The 18985-nt window shown below is 69.1% G+C and carries 17 protein-coding genes; 3 read left to right on the plus strand and 14 right to left on the minus strand.

The annotated features are described in order from the left end of the window. Positions 1–107: 107 nt before the first annotated feature. The 14 genes from OG555_RS05420 to OG555_RS05485 form a co-directional block, all read right to left on the minus strand. Positions 108–584, minus strand: a complete 477-nt coding sequence (locus OG555_RS05420) for a GNAT family N-acetyltransferase (protein WP_329481574.1) — start codon at positions 582–584, stop codon at positions 108–110. A 465-nt stretch (positions 585–1049) separates the two neighbouring features. After that, the gene (locus OG555_RS05425) at positions 1050–1964 is read right to left on the minus strand and encodes a bifunctional DNA primase/polymerase (protein ID WP_329481575.1); all 915 of its coding nucleotides are present in this window, start codon (positions 1962–1964) and stop codon (positions 1050–1052) included. Next, on the minus strand, positions 1961–2185 hold the full coding sequence (locus tag OG555_RS05430) for a hypothetical protein (RefSeq protein WP_329481576.1): 225 nt from the start codon (positions 2183–2185) through the stop codon (positions 1961–1963). Before OG555_RS05430 ends, OG555_RS05425 begins: the two co-directional genes overlap by 4 nt. After that, on the minus strand, positions 2182–2367 hold the full coding sequence (locus OG555_RS05435) for a hypothetical protein (protein ID WP_329481577.1): 186 nt from the start codon (positions 2365–2367) through the stop codon (positions 2182–2184). The genes OG555_RS05430 and OG555_RS05435 overlap by 4 nt, the downstream gene beginning before the upstream one ends. 283 nt (positions 2368–2650) lie before the next feature. Continuing rightward, on the minus strand, positions 2651–4195 hold the full coding sequence (locus OG555_RS05440) for a DNA cytosine methyltransferase (protein WP_329481578.1): 1545 nt from the start codon (positions 4193–4195) through the stop codon (positions 2651–2653). 82 nt (positions 4196–4277) lie between these two features. After that, positions 4278–4529, minus strand: coding sequence for a hypothetical protein (locus OG555_RS05445; protein ID WP_329481579.1), 252 nt, complete (start codon positions 4527–4529; stop codon positions 4278–4280). Positions 4530–4852: 323 nt separating this feature from the next. After that, positions 4853–9502 (minus strand): MobF family relaxase, encoded by a 4650-nt coding sequence (gene mobF / locus OG555_RS05450; protein WP_329481580.1) that lies wholly within the window; start codon positions 9500–9502, stop codon positions 4853–4855. A gap of 232 nt (positions 9503–9734) precedes the next feature. Further along, positions 9735–11219: a DUF2637 domain-containing protein gene (locus OG555_RS05455; RefSeq protein ID WP_329481581.1), complete on the minus strand. Its 1485-nt coding sequence runs from the start codon at positions 11217–11219 to the stop codon at positions 9735–9737. Continuing rightward, the gene (locus OG555_RS05460; RefSeq protein WP_329481582.1) at positions 11216–11968 is read right to left on the minus strand and encodes a hypothetical protein; all 753 of its coding nucleotides are present in this window, start codon (positions 11966–11968) and stop codon (positions 11216–11218) included. The genes OG555_RS05455 and OG555_RS05460 overlap by 4 nt, the downstream gene beginning before the upstream one ends. Beyond that, entirely contained in the window at positions 11968–12870 is a 903-nt protein-coding gene (locus tag OG555_RS05465; RefSeq protein WP_329481583.1) for an RRQRL motif-containing zinc-binding protein, read from the minus strand. Before OG555_RS05465 ends, OG555_RS05460 begins: the two co-directional genes overlap by 1 nt. Continuing rightward, positions 12867–15149, minus strand: a complete 2283-nt coding sequence (locus OG555_RS05470; RefSeq protein WP_329481584.1) for a type IV secretory system conjugative DNA transfer family protein — start codon at positions 15147–15149, stop codon at positions 12867–12869. Before OG555_RS05470 ends, OG555_RS05465 begins: the two co-directional genes overlap by 4 nt. Continuing rightward, the gene (locus OG555_RS05475; RefSeq protein WP_329481585.1) at positions 15146–15658 is read right to left on the minus strand and encodes a Pycsar system effector family protein; all 513 of its coding nucleotides are present in this window, start codon (positions 15656–15658) and stop codon (positions 15146–15148) included. The genes OG555_RS05470 and OG555_RS05475 overlap by 4 nt, the downstream gene beginning before the upstream one ends. After that, positions 15655–16062, minus strand: a complete 408-nt coding sequence (locus OG555_RS05480) for a hypothetical protein (RefSeq protein ID WP_329481586.1) — start codon at positions 16060–16062, stop codon at positions 15655–15657. Before OG555_RS05480 ends, OG555_RS05475 begins: the two co-directional genes overlap by 4 nt. A gap of 113 nt (positions 16063–16175) precedes the next feature. Continuing rightward, positions 16176–16424 (minus strand): helix-turn-helix domain-containing protein, encoded by a 249-nt coding sequence (locus tag OG555_RS05485; protein ID WP_329481587.1) that lies wholly within the window; start codon positions 16422–16424, stop codon positions 16176–16178. A gap of 117 nt (positions 16425–16541) precedes the next feature. Between OG555_RS05485 and OG555_RS05490 the strand changes: the two genes are divergently transcribed. The 3 genes from OG555_RS05490 (at position 16542) to OG555_RS05500 (ending at position 18795) form a co-directional block, all read left to right on the plus strand. Continuing rightward, positions 16542–16889 carry a GntR family transcriptional regulator gene (locus tag OG555_RS05490; protein ID WP_329481588.1) on the plus strand — a complete coding sequence of 116 codons (348 nt, stop codon included), beginning with the start codon at positions 16542–16544 and terminating at the stop codon, positions 16887–16889. A gap of 119 nt (positions 16890–17008) precedes the next feature. Further along, entirely contained in the window at positions 17009–18232 is a 1224-nt protein-coding gene (locus OG555_RS05495; RefSeq protein ID WP_329481589.1) for a helix-turn-helix domain-containing protein, read from the plus strand. A gap of 20 nt (positions 18233–18252) precedes the next feature. Then, positions 18253–18795 carry a flavoprotein gene (locus tag OG555_RS05500; protein WP_329481590.1) on the plus strand — a complete coding sequence of 181 codons (543 nt, stop codon included), beginning with the start codon at positions 18253–18255 and terminating at the stop codon, positions 18793–18795. Positions 18796–18985: the final 190 nt, after the last annotated feature.

Here is an 18985-nt window from a genome sequence, read left to right on the forward strand (position 1 = left end):
CTTCTGCGCAATTCGCCAGCCCCAGGCCAGCGCGGCTCCCACGGCCGCCGCCAGCAGATTTTGCGCAAGTCCCCCCAGTACTCCGAACACGAGCCTCCCCAAAGGACCTAAGTCATCGCGAGCGTCTTCTGGAACTCCGTCTCGACCGTCGGCCGATCGACGACGTCGATCCGCTGCGTCCGTCCGGACGCGGCGTACCCCAGGCCGAGATAGAAATCTGGCACCCTCGGGTTGTCTCCGGCGAACACCCACAGCCGCAACCGCTGCGCTCCCATCGCCGCCGCGGTCGTCTCCACCGCCGCGACCAAACGTGCCCCGACGCCACCGCGGCGCGCGTGCGGATCGACCCACATCGCCTCGAGGTGCATGCCGTCCTCGGGTGGCGCCGTGTGGTTCAGCTTCGCGATGCCGACCGTCTTGTCGCCGGCCGTGGCGAGGAACCAGGCATACATCTCCAACTCCCGTCGCCAGTCCGCCTCCTGCCACTTCCCCTCGGCCTCGGGATCACCCAGAAACGCCTTCGGAGACTCCCGCAACGCCTGGAGCCGCAAGTCTCGCAGCAGTTCCCAGTCATCCGCCCCCATGCGAAAAACCGAGATCTCCCCACGTGCCAACCCACGCAGCTCCCGCACAGGCGTCCCCTTCAGCACGACACAACGGAACAACCACCGTATCGGCCCATACCACTCACCTCAACTCGAACCCGCGCAGCAACTGCCGGTAAAAGCCGCAACAGCAAAGCGAGCCCCCTGCCCTACGGTTCCCACGTCAGAGGCACTTTCCTAGCTGGTGGCGGGTGCAGGGTTGGAACCTGCGCAGCTGCTCACGGGAAGGGCGGGCGACGCTCCACATGACCTGGTGATCACGCATGCGAGCCTGTCACTCAGTGGCAACGTCCCGCCGTGGCCTTCTATCTCATCCACTGGTACTGAGGCAGACGTCAAAAGGTCGACTCGCTGTTGCCGCCTGCAGTCAGTTGCGGAAGGGAAGGTCTCCCTTGCCATCGGTGCTCCTGAAGGTCCTTTCACGCCATACGCCAGATCTCTATCTCAGACAGTTCGTTGACGGGGGTGGCGTGCGCCGGCGGTGAGTCCTGAGGTGATGGTGCGGTCCGCTTCACGCCAGGGTAGACCGATGCGTGCGGCCGCGGAGACGAGTTCGTCGCGGATGGTTCCTTCCTCTAGAAGGTGGGCGCCGACGAGTTGGCCCAGTGCGAACGCGGCGCGGTTGAGGGTGTCGTTGCGCTGTCCTGGTGCGGCTGCGAGGACCTTGTCGAGCTCCCCGGAGAGCGCCGCGAGCGTGTAGGCGCTTGCGTTCCTCCGGTCGGGCGCGTTCCTCGGTGTGAGGTCTGGCTGCGGAATGAGGGCGGTGGCGATCCAGCCAGGGATGGTCGCGGGGCGGCGGATCACGTCGGCCCGGTACCGCTGCCCGTGGAGGACCGATCCGGCGCCGACGACATACCCGCCGTTTCCTCGAGTGTCGATCTTCCAGCCAAGTCGCCCGGCTGTGTTGCCGAGTTCGGCGCCGTCGGGGTGCCGGTAGTACAGGTGTTGTCCTCCGCTGGGGGTGCTGACGGTCCAGGTCCGGGGCATCATGTGGCCGGCGTTGGCGGCGAGCTGGTCGAGCACGTCGCGCCCGCATGTCGCACCGCGGGAGACCCATGGCTCCGGAACCACTTCGCCGTCTTTGGGCTGGTCCAAGTCGATCACCAGCAGCCCGGACGGACCGGTGGCGACGCCGATGTTGTACGGGGCTTCGCGCCACCAGCGCGTAATCTGCTCGGCGTCGGTCGTTGCTTCGTGTGGCCAGTCCTCGAGCGCTGGGGTCTTGGAGCCTGGCCGGAGGGGGAACACGGCCAGTCCCCGGGCGGCGTTCCAGTGCGCCGCCCTCGCGAGCCGGTCGGATCCGGTACCTCGAGCCCCAGGCCGCTTGATCCTCGCTCTCGGATCCGTTGTGGTGTTCACGGTTCGATCTCCTCGTGGCTCGGGTTCACGCGCTCACTGGGCACGCGCCGTTTAGGCGGCTGGTCGCCGCGGGGGCGGACTTCGAGGTAGACGCGCACGCCGAAGGATCCCCGGTTCGGGTAGGCGCGATCCCCGCCGGCCACCTCGAATCCTTCGCACAGGTGCGCGACCAGTTCCTCGATTTCGGCGGGTTCTCCGGACAGGCGGACCTTGATCGTCACCGGTCCACCTCGCCTCGGATGCCGTCCTGTACCTCGTCTTGGCGGCCGCCCAGTTCGTCCGGGATCGCCTGAATCACTTTCACGAGTGCCAGTTGGACCGCAACCATCCCGTGACCCTTCAATGACTCGTCCAGCACGTTCAATCCGTAGGCTTTCAGCACGAGGCATACGTCGTAGGCCATGCCGAACGGCAGGTCGCGAGCAGGTGTATCAGTCGTTCTGATCGTGAGCGTGATGGTGCTCGGTGTGTCGCTGGCGCGTTGCCGCCGTTGGCAGAGTCAGTCCGGAACTCGACTGGCTGCTCGGTGCTGGGCTCCGGTGACTGTGGTCCGGTCAGATGCGGGTTGTCGGGGTTCGGGGGCACTTCCTGCATCATCGGTCTCCTTGGCTGATTGACGGTTACGTGTCAGTGGCCGGGCGGCCGAGGGGCCGGACCTGTCGAGGTCCGGCCCGGCCGCGACCCGGTCAGGCGGCGTTCAGGTCGGTGAGGTCGTGGCCGAGGGATTCGGCGACGGCGGCGATCAGGTCGCGGGCGGCGGGTGGGGTGACGGCGTTGCCGAGTTGGCGGACCTTCTCGCGCTTGTTGCCCAGCACCACGTATCCGGGCGTGAAGGCCATTCCGGCGGCGACCTCGTGCGGCTCCAGCATCCGGAACAGGCAGTCCTCGACCGCGATGGTCTGCGGCTCCAGCAGGGACTGGTGCCCGGCCGTGGTGATCGTGCGCAGGATCTCGGTGGCGGGTGTGCACATCTCCGCGCCGGAGTAGCGGGAGCCGTTGTTGCGCATGATCAGCGCGTACCGATCCCGGGTCGTGAACGTCCCGTGCGGCTCAGCCGTGGTTCGGGTGGTGGCGTTGCCGTAGTAGGGCATCAGCAGTGCATGGTGGTTGCCTGCTGCCGCGAACGTGTCGAACGGCTCCGACACCTGCTTGGTCGTGTTGTTGTTGCGCAGCGGCACCACCAACGCCTCCGACTCCCGCGTAGTCCGGGTCCGCATCACCTCACTCAGCGGCGTCGCGGTCTCGTTCCAGGTCCCACCGGCCGGAACCAGCAGCCCGGTCTCGTTGCGGGTCGTCATGGTCCGCATCGGCTCGCCCAGCGGGGCGGCGGTCTTGCCGTCGCGTCCCTCAACCGGCACCAGCAATTCCGGGCGCACATAGCGGGCCAGACCGGCGCGGATGCGCTGCATGGTCTTGTCGGCCAGCGGCCTCGTCCGGTCCCCGATCCGCTCCCCCACCAGCGACCAGTCGATCGCGGCCGCGGCCTGGAGCCACCCGGGCTCGACGGTCTGGTTGCGGCAGGCAACGTTCGGGCAGCGCCACACATACTGCGCCCGGTACCGGCCCCAGGTCCGCTCGGGCTTCTTCCACGCCTGCATCGCCCGCACCATCGCGTCACATCCCGGGCAGTACGCCATCGGCCGGGTCCACCGGTTCAGGTCCGGACAGTTCGTCGTGCGCTGGTGTGCGACGACGTAGAGCCGGTCGCGCGATTGCGGCGCCGGCAGCCCGCTCGCCTGGGCGTGCATGCTGTTGAGGTAGACCACGTGCGTGCAGTAGCCGAGCGCGTCGAGCCCGGAGCGCCAGGCCGGCCAGAGCACCCACAGCGCGGCGTCGACCACGTTCTCCACGACGATCGCGGCGTACCTGTGGTGCTCGGCGAACCGGACCACGTCCCACATCGTCGCCCGCGACCGCTCGGCCGCCTCGTCCGGCAGCGTGTCGCCGAACAAGTCCGGCATCGCATCCACGTTGCGCTTGCGGCCCTTGGCCTGGGAATGGTTCGTGCACTCCGGCGACGCCCACAACACGTCCGTGCGCGGGTAGCGGCCCGGGTCGACCTGGGACAAGTCCGCGCAGTCATGGTCCGTGGCCGGGTGGTTGCTGTTGTGCGTCTCGACCGCCAACTGCCAGTGATTCGCCGCCATCCGCACCGTCACGCCCGGCACCTGGACAGCGCCGGTGCTCGATCCACCGGCACCGCAGAACAGATCAGTTACGGTCAACGTCATCGGTTCAGCTCCTCTCAAGGGGTGGTGCGGGGAGCGCCGTGGGTGCGTGGTCCGTCACCACGACGCTCCCCGTGCCGGTGGGTTAGTTGGCGGTCTCGGCGTCCGGGGCTGCGGTCTTGAGGGCGTTGTCGATGTGGTCGATCAGCTGCCAGTCGGCGTGGTCGGGGTCGATGCCGATGAACTTGCGGCCGCACGAGCAGATGCTTAGGACCTTGCCGTTGCGGATCGGCTGCGGGGCCGGGGTGACGTCGCGGTGGTCGGGCCACGCCAGGTCGCTGCCTGCGGCGGCCGGTGCGGTGATCGGCGGGGTGAGGAGGTAGTTCTGGTTCGTCACGGTGGTCTCCTTGCGACTGGTCCGTTGCCCGCTGGTGGGCTTGTGTTGCGGCAGCCCCGTCCTTTGGGCCCTGCCGGCTACTGCCGCCTACCGGACCGGCTAGAGGCTCCGCGCGAAGCGGTTACGGAAGATCTCGGTTGATGGACAAGGAAATAAGCGCAGCGCCGCCGTCCATCAGGCGAGAACTTCCGCAACCGGTTCGGGTGGAGGGGGCCGGTCTGGTAGCCGCCCACCAACCCCAGCCAGAGAAGGGATTTGACCGGCCGGAGGCCGGGGTGCTCTCCCGCCCGCCAAGGGCGGGAGAGCCTCGCGGCTACGCGCGGCTATTCGTGGTCGTAGCTGCCCAGTTCCAGCACCGGTCCGTTGTCCTCGCTCGCGGGCTCGGCTGCCTTCGCTGCCGTCTCGTGACGCTCGGCGCTCGTGTCGTCGGCATGCCAACGGGCGAGTTCTTCTTCCCGCGCTTCGTCTTCGGCGGCGGCGAACCGTTCTTCGGCCTCGCGGCGGTGCTGAATCTCGATCAGTGCCCGCTGCGCCCTGCGGACCGCCTCGGCGGTCTCGTCCGCAGACGGTACCCGCGGCGTGTCGGACTCGGTGACCCGCTCCTCGCCGTCCGCGATCTCGCGAATGTCGACCGGCGCCTGGCCTTCTTTCGCGGCCTGGCCGTCATCGGCCACGGGGCCTGCGGTCGACGCGCCCTCGAGGCTGGCGTTGTCGTCGGCAACGATCTGCGCGTCGTGGATCTCGTCCGCAGCGACGTCGGGTTCCGGGGCCTTACTGGGTAGCTGGTCGTTGACCAGTTCGGCCTCCACGAACTCGGCGCCGGGCACGGCTTCGATGGTGTCGGTGTCGCGCTGTTGCGCGATGTCGGCCAGTTCGTGTTCGTCGGTGACGGGCCGGTGCTGGTCGTCGGCTTGATCGCTGGCGCGGTGTCCGGCGAGCCATTCCTCGGGGGTGGTGCCTTCGTCGCTGTTGTCGATGCCGCGGTCCTTGAGTTCGTCGGCCGCGCGTAACGCTGCTTCACGGGTGGCGGCTGTGTGGGCGTACCACTCGGCGCGGGCTTGGTCGACGATCGCCAGCTCGGCCGCCCGGGCATCGAGGGCCTGCGCGAGAGCTTTCGCCTCGCCTGCTTCGCGGCGCAAGCGGGCCGCGGTTTCCGCGTCGCTGCTGGCGTCGGCCTCGTTGGCACGCAGTGTGGCTGTGCGCCGCTGATCCTGGGCCTGTTGCCGGGTTCCGGCGAGTTCTTCGGCAACCGATGGTGGCGCCCAGGCCTGTTCGCGTTCGTAGGCGCGGACCCGGACGCGGAGCTGGCCGTTGGACATCTCGACCTCCGCGCGGTCGGTTTCGGGGCGGCCGAGGGCGCGCCACGCGGCGCGCCATGATGCGTAGGCCTCGGCCTGGCCCGGCTTCGGCGCCGGTCCGAGCGCGGCGGCATCGTCGGTGACGCCGGCGAGTTCGCGGTGGGTGACGACCACGGCAGCTCGGTCGATCCATTCGGTGCGGGCCTGTCCAGCGGCGGGCGGCACACCGAACGCCTTGACCGCCCAAGGAGCCGGGTTGGCGGCAAGTTGCTCGGCCATGGTGGTGGCGCGGTGGTCGGCTTCGGTGGCGAGCTGGTGCAGGTAGGTCGACCAGGCCGGGTCCTCGAGTCGGGGCAGCCACGCGGTGTGGGTGTCTCCGATCGGGTCGAGCCGGGTGGTCTTGGTGATGCGGTCGTGCAAGACGTGGGTCAGGCGGCGGGCGTCGGTCAGCGTCCGGGCGGTTACCGCGTCGGTGAGCACCTGGCGTGGGTCGTGTCCGGCGAGCTCGGCGCGTCGCAGCAGGGTGGCCAGGGTGCCGGCGCCGTCCTCGGCGGCGAGTTTCGTTCGCTGTTTCTCGGTCAGCAGTCCTTGCTTGGTCAGTTCGTCGAGCCATTGTGAGCAGCGGCCGGCGGTGGCGACCGCGATGCCGTCGGTGAGTAGTTCGGCCGGGGTGCGGAGGTGGCCTGCTTCGGCGGCGGCCTCGGCCTGAGCTTGTAAGGCCGAGATTTGGGGCTGGTCGAGGTCGAAGGCTGCGCCGAGCACGGCCAGTGGTGATCGCTTCGCCGCCGATTTGGTCTCGCCGATCTCGGCTGAGGCCGCGATCGCTTGGGTGACGACGTGCGTGGTGTTCGCGACCCGGCCCCGGGTCATGGCCACGTACAGCGCGTATAGCGAGGTGTTCTGGGTGGTTACCGAGTGGACCGTGTCCACGGTGAGTCCCTGAGATGAGTGGACGGTCGCGGCGTAGCCGAGGGCGACGTGCTCGCGCACATAGCTCGCGGGCAGCTCCACCGTTTCCCCGGAGACGCGGCGCCGGGTGCCGCGCTCCAGTGGCGCGACGAGCAGGCCACCGTCAGGGTGGGTCTCGATCACCTCGAACTCGTCGCGGTTGAACACGGCCCGCCGATTGTCCTTGTAGGTGGCGAGCCGCCAGTCGTTACGACGTGCCTGAATCAGGTCACCGGCACCGGCGTGGGTACCCTGCGCCGCCAGCATCACGGTGGCGGTGTCGTCGACGCGGCCGTATTCCACGAGTTTGGCGCGCAGCTGCGCGCTGACCTGGGCGGCCTGGTCGTTGGTGTCCACGATCAGCAGCGAATGCAGACCGTTCACGTGGTCGGCCAGCCACGCGTCAGCGGCCGTGCGCTGGGCGCGCTCGATGGTGCCGCCGTCAAGGATGCGACCCTGTTTGTGGTACTCAGCCAAGACGCTCTGGTCACCGGCACGCAGCCGCAGCGACGCCGGACCTTCCCAGTCAGCGCCGAATCTGCGGGTCTCGGTCAGCTCGTGCGTGAGGGCGCCGGCGGCAACCAATTCCATCCCGCCGGCGGCACCGACCGCGGCGAGCTGGCGATGGTCACCGACCAGCAACAACTTGGCCCCGGCCTCATCGCACAGCCGGTTGATGACGGCCAGATCGCTCGTCGCGGCCATCGCGGACTCGTCGACAACGACCAGGTCGCCGTCGCGGACCGTCCACGCGAGTTCCCCGCGGCTGGCGGTGCCGTCGGCGATGCGCTGCTGCGTCATCAGCCACCGGCTGATGTTCATGGCGGTGACACCGTCAGCGGCCAGGACCTCGGTCGCGACCTGGGACGCGGCGAGCCCGATCATGCGGTGCTGCTGGCCGAACCACAGCGCCGGGTCCTCCCACGCCCTGGCCAAGGCGCCGATGACGCGGGACTTGCCGGTGCCGGCCGGGCCGATCAGCGTCTCCACCTTCGCGCCGGAGGTGAGGATGCCCCGCACGGCCGCCTCCTGGTCGGCGCCGAGCTTGAGACCAGCCGTGGCGAGCTGGCCGCAGAACGCCTCGGCCAAATGGGGCTGCATGAGCGCGGCACCGCGGGCGTAGCCGGCGCGGGCGAGCTGGCGCTCGGCATTGAGGTGGTCGCTCGTGGCGTAGCGGGTGCCGCCGGGTGCCCGGTACGCCGAGGTCCCGTTGGCCAGGCGCAGCTCGGCGGGCAGGATTGACTCGCCGGGCCGCTCGGCGGCCAGCACGACCGCCTTGCGCAGACCTTGCTCGGTGAGCTGGTCGAGCAGCTCCACGATCTGCTCCGGTGTGCGGTCGCCCAGATCGTCCGGCAGGGCGTTGCTGATCTCGCGGGTCAGGTCGGGTGCTTCCCACTCGGCCTGTTTGCGCTGCACCTCGGCCAGCGCCATGTCCAGCACCTTCGCCTCGTTGAACGTCTGCGGTTCCGGCGGCTGGCCGGTGGTCGCGAGGACGGTCTGGGCGACCTTGCCGAGTCCTCCGCGGACCTCGGCGCGCAGCTGCTGGTCCCACCGCTGGAGCCGTTCGGCGACGGTCTCGCCGTCGTGGGACTTGGCCTTGCGGGTCGCGAGCGTGGCGGTCTGCTGCAACCGTGCGAGCTCGAGGTTGTTCGGCGTCCGGCCGAACTGGGCCTCGAACTCGCGGACCAGGACGGCGGTCTTCTTCGTGATCGCCTTGCGGCGCGAGGAGAACAGGTCCATTACGGCCTGGTCGATGCCGACCACCTCACGGGCCTTGCCGTCGGGGCGCATCACGAACCGGACGCCGAGTGACTTCGCCAGGTGGTGCTCCATCACCCGCTCACCGACCGCGCCGGCGGCGGGCTGGTAGCGGTGCAGCGCTTCGCCGTCGACGGTGCGCCACTTGCCGTCGGATCCCTGAACCCGGTTCAGGATCGCGTTGTGGATGTGCAGCTGCGGGTCGTGGTCGCGGGAGTCGTGCTGGAAGAAGGACGCGATCGTCCAGTCGTGGGCGTCGTCCCACCGCCCCGCGGCGCCGCCCCAGTGGCCGATCCGGGTGTACCCGGCCTTGTCCTGCAGGTAGGTCAGCGCGGCGTTGTTGCCCGCCCAGATCGCGTCCTCGACGGCTTGGCGGTACTGCCCCCACGACGCGGCCTCGGTCTCGGCTCGGTGCACCGCCTGCGTGCACCGGTGCACTGCTGCCGCGTCACCGGTGCGGTGCGCCTCGGCCAGTGCACCGCGGGCCGCCTCGGCCGCACCAAGCGCCTGCACCTCCTGGGCCTCGAATGCCGTGTGCAGCACCGTCACCGACTTCTGCACCGAGAACGTCGCGTCATGGAACGCGACGTTCTTGCGCACCGACTTGGCCGCCAGTGCACGCAGTTCGGCGCGCCGCTCCGCGTCCGCACCGGGCTCCTTGGCCAGTGCGTCGGCGTACACCCGCTCCTCGCTCTTGTACGCCCGACCGGTGTGGCCGAGGGTCTCGGCCTCGTCCCACCGCGCCGGATCCCGGAACGCGTCGTCGCGCGGGTCGATGAACCGCTCGTACAGCGCGGTCATGTCCTGGCTGTCGACCTCGCCGGACAGGCCGAGCGCTTCGGCGCCCTTTCCGGACCAGCGCCCGGGCGGCTCGCCGGCCGCGACCGCGCCGGTGTAGTAGTTCTCCCGGCCGGTCGCGACCGCGCCGGTCAGGTAGTCGGCCCGGTGACCGCTGTGCACGCTCAGCACGGAGCACCTCCGCAGACTCCGGCCGGGCCGCGCCCGGCACCGGCACGCAGGGCGAAGCCCGCGCACCGCCTGCGACGCGAAGCGGAGCGACGGCTCCATTTGATCGTGATGCATAGGTGTGATCTGAGTTCTTTGGTCTTGCACTTGCCTGCTGGCGGCTGCTGGATTGTCGGTTGGCTCATCGTCGCTGCGGATCCGTTGCTGTCTTGGTAACTGGCTGCTGATCTGGTGCTCATCGGTTGCTGCTCGTTTCGAGTTCGCGGTTTGTTGTGCTGTCCTCGTCGGTTCCGCTGGCGGTGTTGTCGTCGGCGTTTTCGCCGTGCTCGGTGACGAGTTGGAGCTGTCCACGAACCTCCGGCATGCCGGAGGTGTCGTCCTGTGAGGCTTCGGTGGGCTCGGCCCACCCGGCCAGTTCCGCGAGCCGCCGGGCGCGTGGAGTTCCGGCGCCGGTAACGCGACGGATCGCGCGCTGGCTGATCGGGCGACCGCCGTGCTCGGTCGCGGAGTGGTGGCGCACCAGGGCCAGGAGCTCATCGTCGGTGCGCTCGTCACTGCCGTGAGCCGGCGCCGTCTCTGTACGGGTGGCGGTGCGCTGCGGCGGATGCACTGGTGCGGGTGCACTGTCCGGGGTCCCGGTGCGGGCCGGTTGGTGCACTGGTGCGGGTGGTGCGGTGCGGGTGCCGGGCTGCACTGGTGCACCAGTGGATGCGGCGCGGAGTGCACCGAGCAGGTAGGCGACCACCCAAACCGGTGCACCCAGCGGGTCTGCCGCCGCCGACCGCTGAACGGCGTTCCTGTCATTCGCCACGTTTTCGGGCTCGCCGGGGCTGGGCGGGGCGAGTGCTGCGGAGTCGACCAGCGCGAGCAACTCCCCCGGCGTCAACGCCCCGGTGGCCGGCAACAGCGAGGCCAGGTCGGTTGCCGACAGCAGTCCATCGCGGATCGTCTGCAAGGCCGCGGTCCGCGCGGCCCGAGCGGCGTCGAACGGCCAGGCCTTGTGGCTCGGGCACAGCGTCGCCAGCCGCGACGCCATCCGGACAACCTGCTGGACCAGCGCCCGCGCAGCGGCCGGGTCATCGGCGCCGGTGCGCGACAGGTGCAGCCACACGCGGATCGTGATCACTGGCGAGGTCAGCCAGGTCAGCGCCGACAACCGCGGCTTCGCGGGCTGGGCCAGCCGCAGATGCAGGCGCAAGAGATGCGCGAGCATCTCGACCAGCACGGCGTAGGCGAGCGGGGCGAGCGCGTGCGCGAGGGCGTCGGCGATCCCGTGGGCGGTGTCGATGTTCAGCCAGACCGTGCCGCCGATGAACACATACGTCGTGACCAGGGCCCCCGGGATCCGCCACCCGCGCGTCAACGCCGCAAGACGCAGCGCGGTGCAGGCCACGATCATGCCGTCGGCAACCAACGGCACGAGCGGGCTGTCGAACTTGACGGAGACCGCGGCGAACGAGCGGGCGCCGCCGATGCCTGCGACGCCCAGCGCGGCCACGACTGCCACCGTGATCAGCACCCGGCGGGTGGTGAGCCGACCGGCGGCGACCGCGGCCAGGACAGCGCGGATGCCGCGGCGGATCGTCCAGGCCAGCGCGGTCAACAGGCCGCCCAGGATCAGCAGACCGGCCAGGCCGGCGGCGATCACCGGCCACGTGAGTGTGCCGGCGTCGGCCCAGCTGGGCAGGTCGATCGCGTGGGTGAGGATCTGGGGGGTCATCGCTGGCCTCCAGCGGTCGTGTGAGGTACAGCGGTGAGGCCGCCGCGGCGACCGGCCTTGATCTGCTCGGGCGTCGGGGCGGGGCCGAAGGTGTCGCGGCTGGTGGCCCACCAGGTGACGAACGGGTCGGCGCCGGCCGCGAGCGGCACCGTGACCGCTGTCTGTGCGGCGGTGTCTCGGTGTGCGAGGACGTCGCAGGCCGGGGCGTACTCGCCGATGCGGCGGGTCACGCCGGGGCGCTGGCGGTCGTGCCAGTCACCGACGAGCTTGTTCGACGCCTCGTCGCCTTCGTAGGCGCTGGTCCAGGCGTCCATCAGCCACAGCAGTTCCTCGACGATCTCGGGGTGCCACAGCCAGCACGGCGGCAGCGTCTCCCGCGCGGTCGCGTACCGCAGGTAGGTGCTCTCCATCCAGGGCAGCAACTGGCTCAGCACCGTCTGCACGGCGGTTTCGTCGTTCTCGGGCAGCCGAAGCCATGACCGCTCCGGCTCGACATCGTTGGCGTCGCGGCTGGTGTTGCGTGCGGGCTTGGCCGCGATCCGGGTCAGCAGGTCCTCGAACGAGGCCACGGTGTCGCCGAGCGAGGTGACGGTCCTGGTCAGCGACGCCACCGCGGTCTTGGACGCGGTCCGCTGCAACCCGGTCTTCATGGCGGCCACGTCTCGGGTCAGGGCCTCGACCGAGCGGGCCAGGCCGGCGACCGCCGCGAGAGCGGCGGTGCCGGGATCCTTGTCGTCGTCGTAGCGCATCAGTCGCCGTCTTCCTGGTAGAGGTCGTCGAGCCAGTCGCAGAACGCATCGGCGTCGATCGCGACCTGTCCGGTCGGCTGGCCGTGCTCGTCGGAGGCGGGCACCGCCCGCAGGCCCCGTGCCTCCAGGTCGCGGCAGCCGTAGTACGCGCGCAGCTCGGCCGCGGCCGTGTTCGGCGACGTGCCTGGTGTCGTGGTCGGTGTCGTCATGCCACTCCCCTCTCGCTCCACGAGGTGTCGTGCAGGTTGTCGGTTCCGGTCTGCGCGGCGACTATCCGTGCGGTTTCGTCGTCGGTGCCAGCGGGTCAGCTCCTCATCGCGCCCGGTCTGGTGCGTCCGCGTGTGGCGGCTGTCGATCCGGTCGGTGGCGCGGGTCAGCGCCGTGGCGGCTCGCTTGGCCGCGGCCGACGCGTCGGTGTGTGCGTTGTGTTCGGCCCCGTCGCCGGCGTTTTCGTCCTGCCAGGCTTGGACGGCGCGCCACCCGGCGGTTCCGCCATCGGTGGGTGTGACGCCGGCGGCGTGGCACTCACCGCACAGCCGGTCGGTGGTGCGGACGAAGTGATCGACCGGGCCGCACTCGGCGCACACCTTCCGCGCGGCCAGGGCCTTGTTGACCGCGGCGAGCTGCTTGTCGCTCGGGGTCCGCTTGGTCCGGGCGCGCTCATCCACGTACAGCCACGCGAACCGCTGGTCCCGTTTCCAGGTCAACCGGGCGAACGGCTCTTGCCCGCCGCGGGACAGGCCACGCTCGCGCTGCTGGCGTCGCGTGGACAGCCCGGGCGGCGCTTGCCCGAACCGGAACTCGGGCAACCCGCCACGGATTCGTCCCGGCCAGCGGCGCCCGTCCCACAGCTGCACCCACTCCACGCCATGGCGGTGGTCGCCGCTGTTGTGGGCGCTCATGAGCGGTCACCGTCCGGGTTGTCAGAGGCAACGAGTTCCCGAGCATCGCGGTCGGTGTGGCGGGTTGCGAGAGCCGCGCGGGCCTTACGCATCGCGGCGACCAGACGAAGCCGGGCCAGGAACTCTCGGACCGGGTCGGTGGCCTCAAGCCAAGTCACCGCAGCATCGAGGCGACCGACGATGCCTCGCAGCATTGGCACGGTCAGGCGACGCCGAACGTTCGCCATCTGCTCGAACCCGGCCAAAGCCTGGTCGCGCAGCCAAGCGGTGTCGGTGAGCAGCCGCGCACCTGCCCGGTTCTCGAGCACAGCCAAATGGCGGCTGGTCCATTGGACGCGGTGGTGGTTGTGGAAACGCTCGAGGCGCAGGTCGCGGCGGTTCCAGGCCATCTTCACGCGCCCGATCGCGGGCGGCATGCCGCGGGTGATGATCAACGCCTGACCGGTGCGCAGTTGCGCGACCTGGCCCGGGGTGAGGACCGGGACCCGGCGGTCGCTGATCGACACGCCACCGGTGGTGCGGTCGCGGGTGGTGACCTGCTCCAGCCGCTCCCCGCACAGCGTGGACCAGAACTGCAGATCGTCGTCGTCGGCGGTGCCGGCCAGCAGCACCTTCGTCGTCACGTTGGTCATCAACGCGCCCGCGGCGGCCTCGCCGAACCGGTCCCGCAACTGCGCGCGGGACTGCGCCGAGATGTGTAGGGTGATGCCGCGCGACCCGAAGTCGCCGGTCCACTTGTCCAGCGGGATCAGGCAGATCAGCGCGGCCTCGTCCAGCACCATCGTCAGCTGCGGATCCAACCGGCGCCCCGGCGTCCGCACTGCCAGCGTCTTGGCCTGGCGGGCGATGTGCGCCGTCAACGCGGTGACCAGTGGGGCGGTCTTCTTGTCGTCCGCGCCGAGCAGGTACACCGTGCCGGTCTCGGCCAGCAGCCGCTCCACGTCGAACGGAACCCCGCCCGGGGCTGCCGCCGCGGCGGCCGATGGCACCGACAACCAGGACAGGGCGGGCATGATCGTGGTGGAGATGCTGGAGCGGGTGCGTTCGTTGTTGGTGAAGAACTGGGTGGCCTGCTGCTCGAACCCCGTCGCGCCCGCGGCGCGCAGCTCCCACAACACGTCACCCTTGGCGTTGTCGTCGGGGTGTGCGATCCACCGCTGAACGTCGGCCATCGTGTAGCCGCCGAGTGCGGCGGCGTGCATCAGCGCCGTCAGTGCCTGGCGGGCCAGGTTGAGCCAGTGCTCGGCGTCGTCGCTCTTGGCGCCGACCCCATCGAGCAGGTCAGAGGCGCGGTCCATCACCACGCCCGGGTCGGTGCACCCGGTCAGCGGGTCGAAGGTGATCGTCGACCCGTCACTGGTGAGGCCGTCGGGGTCGAACACCCACACCGGGCCACGCTTGGATCGCAGGGTGCGGGTGATGTCGAGAATGTCGGTCTTGGTCGAGGTCGCGATCACCGCGCCCGGAGCGTCGAGCAGGATCCCCATCAGCGCGCCGGTCTTGCCCGCGCGCGGCCCGGCGAACCACGCGGTGTGGTCCTCCGCGCTCGAGCGGACCTTGACCCAGCCGACCGTCGCGACCGTCGCGCCCAGCTGGGCCAGGGGCACGAAGCGCCGCTTCCACGCCGGCACCGCGGCCAGCGAGGGACGGATGATGCGGGCCTTCTTGCGCAGGGTCCGCGCCGACGAGACCCGGTGCACGTCCCAGCCCGACGCCAGCCCATCAGTAACCCGGCCGGCCCGGCCGAGGCGGCGCAGCAGCCCACGGGAGCTGGACCGCGACCGCAACGTGAACCCGGCCGTCACCAGTACCGCGACAGCCGAGGCGACCAGTAGCTGCCACCAGCGCTGCGACGCCGGCACCGACTCGGGCAAGGCGTGCAGGACGAACCCGGCGTATGCCAGCCACAGCGCCGCCGCGATCCCGCCACCGACACTGCGATTCACGGCCACTAGGCCGAGCGACACGAGCAGCAACGCCCCGGCCGCGATCGTCCACCCCGCCGCACCACCCGGTGCGCCCAGACGAAGGCCGACCAGGCCAGCCAAGAGCACCCACAGCGGGGCCGCGATGAGCGCGCCGTGCATCAGACGCCAAAACAACAGGCCCGCGGTCACCAGACCAAGCACCCCGGTCGCACCAGCCCAGCAGCCAGCCTCGATCAGGGCGGGGGTCCGGCCCCAAACGAGCGCCGCGAGACCGGCGCCGGTCAGCGTCACCATCAGCGCCGTGAACCGCGGCACCATCACGCCCTCGGTCCGCGTCGGCCGGCGCATCATCGCGCACCCCCGACCAGCACACCCGCCACCGAAAACAGCACGCCCGCGGACGCCGCCGTCAACGAGATCCGCAGCCAATGGTGCTTGGACCAGGCGATATCAGCGAGCCGCTTGGCATGGTGGCTGACGGCCTCCCACGGCTCCGCGACCAACTCGCCATAAACCTCGGGGTCGATGTGCTGGCGCAGCTCGCGGATCGACCGCAGACGCACCGCACCGAAGTACAGGAACTCCCCCGGGACCAGCTTGAACCCCGGGTGATGCAGCCTCGGCACGACCACCAGCAACGCCGAACCCAGCGCCACCGCGAGCGCGGCCAGCGCGAGACCGAACAAGACCCGGACCGCCAGCGCGGCGCTGTGTGACTGCGACACCAGGGTCAGGACCACCGCGGCCAGCGCGGTCTCGACCGTGGCAGCGAAACCAGCCTTCGTATCGGCCTTGTCGATCGCCGCGGCGGCCGAATCATGCATCCGCCAGGCCAGATCCAGCCGTACATTGTCGCTCATCGCGCCACACCCGCCTCGGGTGCCGCGATCGGCTCGGGCTGTACGTTTTCCGCGTACGACATGTGTGCGGTGTGCGCGGCCATCGTCTCGCTCGAAATCGCGAACGACGTGATCTCGACGGGACCGAATTCCGTGCTCACGTCGTAGTGCCCGCCGCGCAACTCCGGCTGAACACCGAGCGCGGCACCGACCTGATCGACCTCGCTGCAAGCCGCCGAAAAATCCGTGTTCCGGCTCGACGGCCAGACCACGGCCCGCACTGCCGGCACCGGCAGCTCCGGGTGATCCGCCACCCACGCCGCCAACTCGAACAACCCACGGATCAGCTCCGCACGCTCTCGCGGAACCTCCAACATCCCGAACCGCGGCACCCACTCCATGCCGCCCTGTACTGCGTCAGTCATGCTGTAGACCTCTCGAACTCGTACCTGAGTGAAGGGAGAACCGGCCCTGTCCTGGTTGGCGCCTGTGCGGGGCCGGTCTTTGATGTCCTGATGAAGAGCTGATGGCTGGCAGCTCATCCGGCGACCTGCGTGGGTCGCCATTCGGCAGCGTCAACGACTCCCCCGCTGGCGATTGCCGCGGCGGCCATGTCATCCAGGGCCTGACTCGGGATGAACAACCTGCGACCGACCCGGACCGCGGGGAATGAGTTCGCCTGGATCACCCGGTAGAGAGTCATCTCAGACAGCCCGAGAACCTCGGCTGCCGCGGCGACACTAAGAAACTTCCGTACGACCTCGCTGGACATCACCTGTTCGCTCACTGCGGTTCTCCTATTCAAGAGTTCACTAGATTGACCTAGGTTAACCTAGGTCACTTTGTTGTACAAGACTTTGGGGTAGCAACTGATCTAGCTATCTAGGTCGACTACCTTGGATGCATGAAGGTGGAGACGAACGACCCCCGACCGCCGTACGTCCAGGTGGCAGACGGGCTTCGGCGAGCCATCCAGTCAGGCGAACTCGCCGCCGGTAGCAAGCTGCCGTCAGGTCGCGAGCTCGCCGCCGAATGGGGCGTCGCACTCATGACGCTCCAGAAGGCAGTGGACCAGCTGCGCGCGGAGGGCTTGGTGTATAGCCAGCAAGGCCGAGGCGTCTTCGTCGCGGCGGCCGGGGATCGCCCACCCGCCGAAGACTTGGCCACGTTGCGCAGCACGGTTGAGGAGCTGAGCCAACGACTCGCCGCTCTCGAAAGGCGACTCGACACCAATGATGGTCCCCGGACCTGACGGGGAAGTCTGACCAGTGTGGCTGCTGTGCCCATGGGAACCAGTGGACGCTGGAGTTGCTTTCTGAACCCGGACAAACTGTCCGGGTGGTTCTCGCTCGCTGAACTATCGTTGTAGTCATGCGAGGAGCGGGCGATCATCTCAGCATCGGCGAGCGCGTCGCCTTTTACCGCGCACGCCGCGGCCTCACCCAAGCTGTCCTCGCGAGTCTGGTCGGCCGCTCGGAGGACTGGCTGAGCAAGATCGAGCGTGGCGAGCGCGAAATACGGCGACTCGACATACTCGGCGAGGTTGCCTCTGCCCTTCGAGTCTCGCTCGCCGATCTGCTCGGCCAGCCCGTGCTCTTGGAAGACGACCACGAGCATGACGACATACCGGCCATCCGCGATGCTCTCATGGCGCCACGTCGGCTGTCAGGCGTTCTGTTCACGGACGACCCAGAGGCCTGGCCTGCGAACATCGAACACGTCTCCAGCCTCACCGAAGCGGCCTGGGATAGCTACCAACATGGCCGCATCGGTCGGACTGTCGTGTTGCTGCCTGAATTGATCCGGGCCACTCAATCACTCGAAGCTGACGCGACGAATGGGGGGCGTGGCGCTGCGCTCTCGGCCCGCATTCATCACTTGGCGACAACCACTCTCACCAAGATTGGCGAGTTCGACCTCACGTGGATCTCGGCAGAGCGAGCGATGAAAGCAGCCGACAGGTCGGACGACCCCCTCGTGCTCGCATCTGCCGCGAGAGCCGGCACACATGCACTGCTGGCAATTGGTCGGTATGACGCAGCGATTGAGCTCGGCCTTAATGCACGCTCCTGGCTCACGCCGCGCCTGCGCAGGAACGACCCAGCTGCACTTAGCCTCTTAGGGATGCTCAACCTTCGTATGGCAACCGCTGCCTCGCGGCGACACGATCGCGCTACGACTACCGAGCTGCTCGCCGAGGCCGATGCCGCCGCTCAGCAGCTCGGCGCCGACGCGAACTACTGGAATACCTCGTTCGGTCCGACGAACGTCATGCTGCATCGACTGACCGCGGCGCTAGACCTTGGTGACATCGGCTATGTGACGGAGCATGGTCCCCGAGTCGACTCGTCTGTCCTCCCCACCGTCCGCCAGGTCGCGCACGCCATCGATCTGGCGAAAGCCCACAGCTACGCAGCCCAGGATGACAAGGCCATCTCTGCATTGCTCGCGGCCGAAGCAAAATCTCCCCAACTCGTGCGTCACAATCCCGGCGTGCGCGAGGTCGTCCGCGACATCCACCGGCGCACTCCAAGCACCGGAGGCCGCGGCTCAGAGATCCTGGCTCTCGCCGAGCGCTGCAGGGCGGTTCAGTGACCGGGCGCACTCTCGGTCTCGTGTGCGCCGCCGCCGGTGGCATCGAGCAGGTTCGCGAACGGCTGATCGAACCGCTACTCGAGGACGGCTGGACAGTTGCCGTCACGCTCACCCCAACCGCAGCCGTGTGGCTGGAGACGAGCGGGGAGCGCGAGAAGATCGAAGCAGCTACGTCGCTCCCGGTCAGGAGCGAAACCCGCCTACCTGATGAACAAAGCCCTCACCCAGCTGTTGACTGCTACGCCGTCGTGCCGGCTACCTCGAACTTTGTCGCCAAGCTAGCCCTCGGTATCGCAGACAACCAGGCTCTGACCCAGGTCTGCGAAGCGATTGGCGCGCACACGCCGCCGGTGGTGGTGTTCCCACGGATCAACGCAGCGCATGCCGGTCAGCCCGCGTGGGATCAGCACATCGGCGCTCTGACCTCGGCCGGCGTGCACCTGATCTACGGCGAAGACGTATGGCCGCTCCATACCCCGCGGAGCGCTCCCGGCAAGCCACTCCCCTGGGCAGCGATTCGCGAGGCCATCGATAGCTCCATCGCCAAAGCCTCTCCTCGCTGAACTGAACCAGTCGCACCCTGGCTCCAGTCGCTAGAACACAGTGTCCGTGAGGCGTCAGCCTTTGTCAGTGTTCTCTGCGCGCGAATGCGCGCGTCGGATTCATCGATCCTCATGTCCCTGCCGCGATGTGGCGAGCCGTCCTCCAGACTCCTGGATCAGACCTGCGGGGATCGTCTTCGAGTAGGTCGAC

This window comes from Kribbella sp. NBC_01484 (assembly GCF_036227145.1).
Taxonomy (GTDB): domain Bacteria; phylum Actinomycetota; class Actinomycetes; order Propionibacteriales; family Kribbellaceae; genus Kribbella.

Bases quoted from the DNA above. Each gene is read 5' to 3' on its own strand.
- OG555_RS05420 (WP_329481574.1), bottom strand. From the start codon at position 584: ATGGGGGCGGATGACTGGGAACTGCTGCGAGACTTGCGGCTCCAGGCG.
- OG555_RS05435 (WP_329481577.1), bottom strand. From the start codon at position 2,367: ATGGCCTACGACGTATGCCTCGTGCTGAAAGCCTACGGATTGAACGTG.
- OG555_RS05440 (WP_329481578.1), bottom strand. From the start codon at position 4,195: ATGACGTTGACCGTAACTGATCTGTTCTGCGGTGCCGGTGGATCGAGC.
- OG555_RS05455 (WP_329481581.1), bottom strand. From the start codon at position 11,219: ATGACCCCCCAGATCCTCACCCACGCGATCGACCTGCCCAGCTGGGCC.
- OG555_RS05460 (WP_329481582.1), bottom strand. From the start codon at position 11,968: ATGCGCTACGACGACGACAAGGATCCCGGCACCGCCGCTCTCGCGGCG.
- OG555_RS05465 (WP_329481583.1), bottom strand. From the start codon at position 12,870: ATGAGCGCCCACAACAGCGGCGACCACCGCCATGGCGTGGAGTGGGTG.
- OG555_RS05470 (WP_329481584.1), bottom strand. From the start codon at position 15,149: ATGATGCGCCGGCCGACGCGGACCGAGGGCGTGATGGTGCCGCGGTTC.
- OG555_RS05475 (WP_329481585.1), bottom strand. From the start codon at position 15,658: ATGAGCGACAATGTACGGCTGGATCTGGCCTGGCGGATGCATGATTCG.
- OG555_RS05480 (WP_329481586.1), bottom strand. From the start codon at position 16,062: ATGACTGACGCAGTACAGGGCGGCATGGAGTGGGTGCCGCGGTTCGGG.
- OG555_RS05490 (WP_329481588.1), top strand. From the start codon at position 16,542: ATGAAGGTGGAGACGAACGACCCCCGACCGCCGTACGTCCAGGTGGCA.
- OG555_RS05495 (WP_329481589.1), top strand. From the start codon at position 17,009: ATGCGAGGAGCGGGCGATCATCTCAGCATCGGCGAGCGCGTCGCCTTT.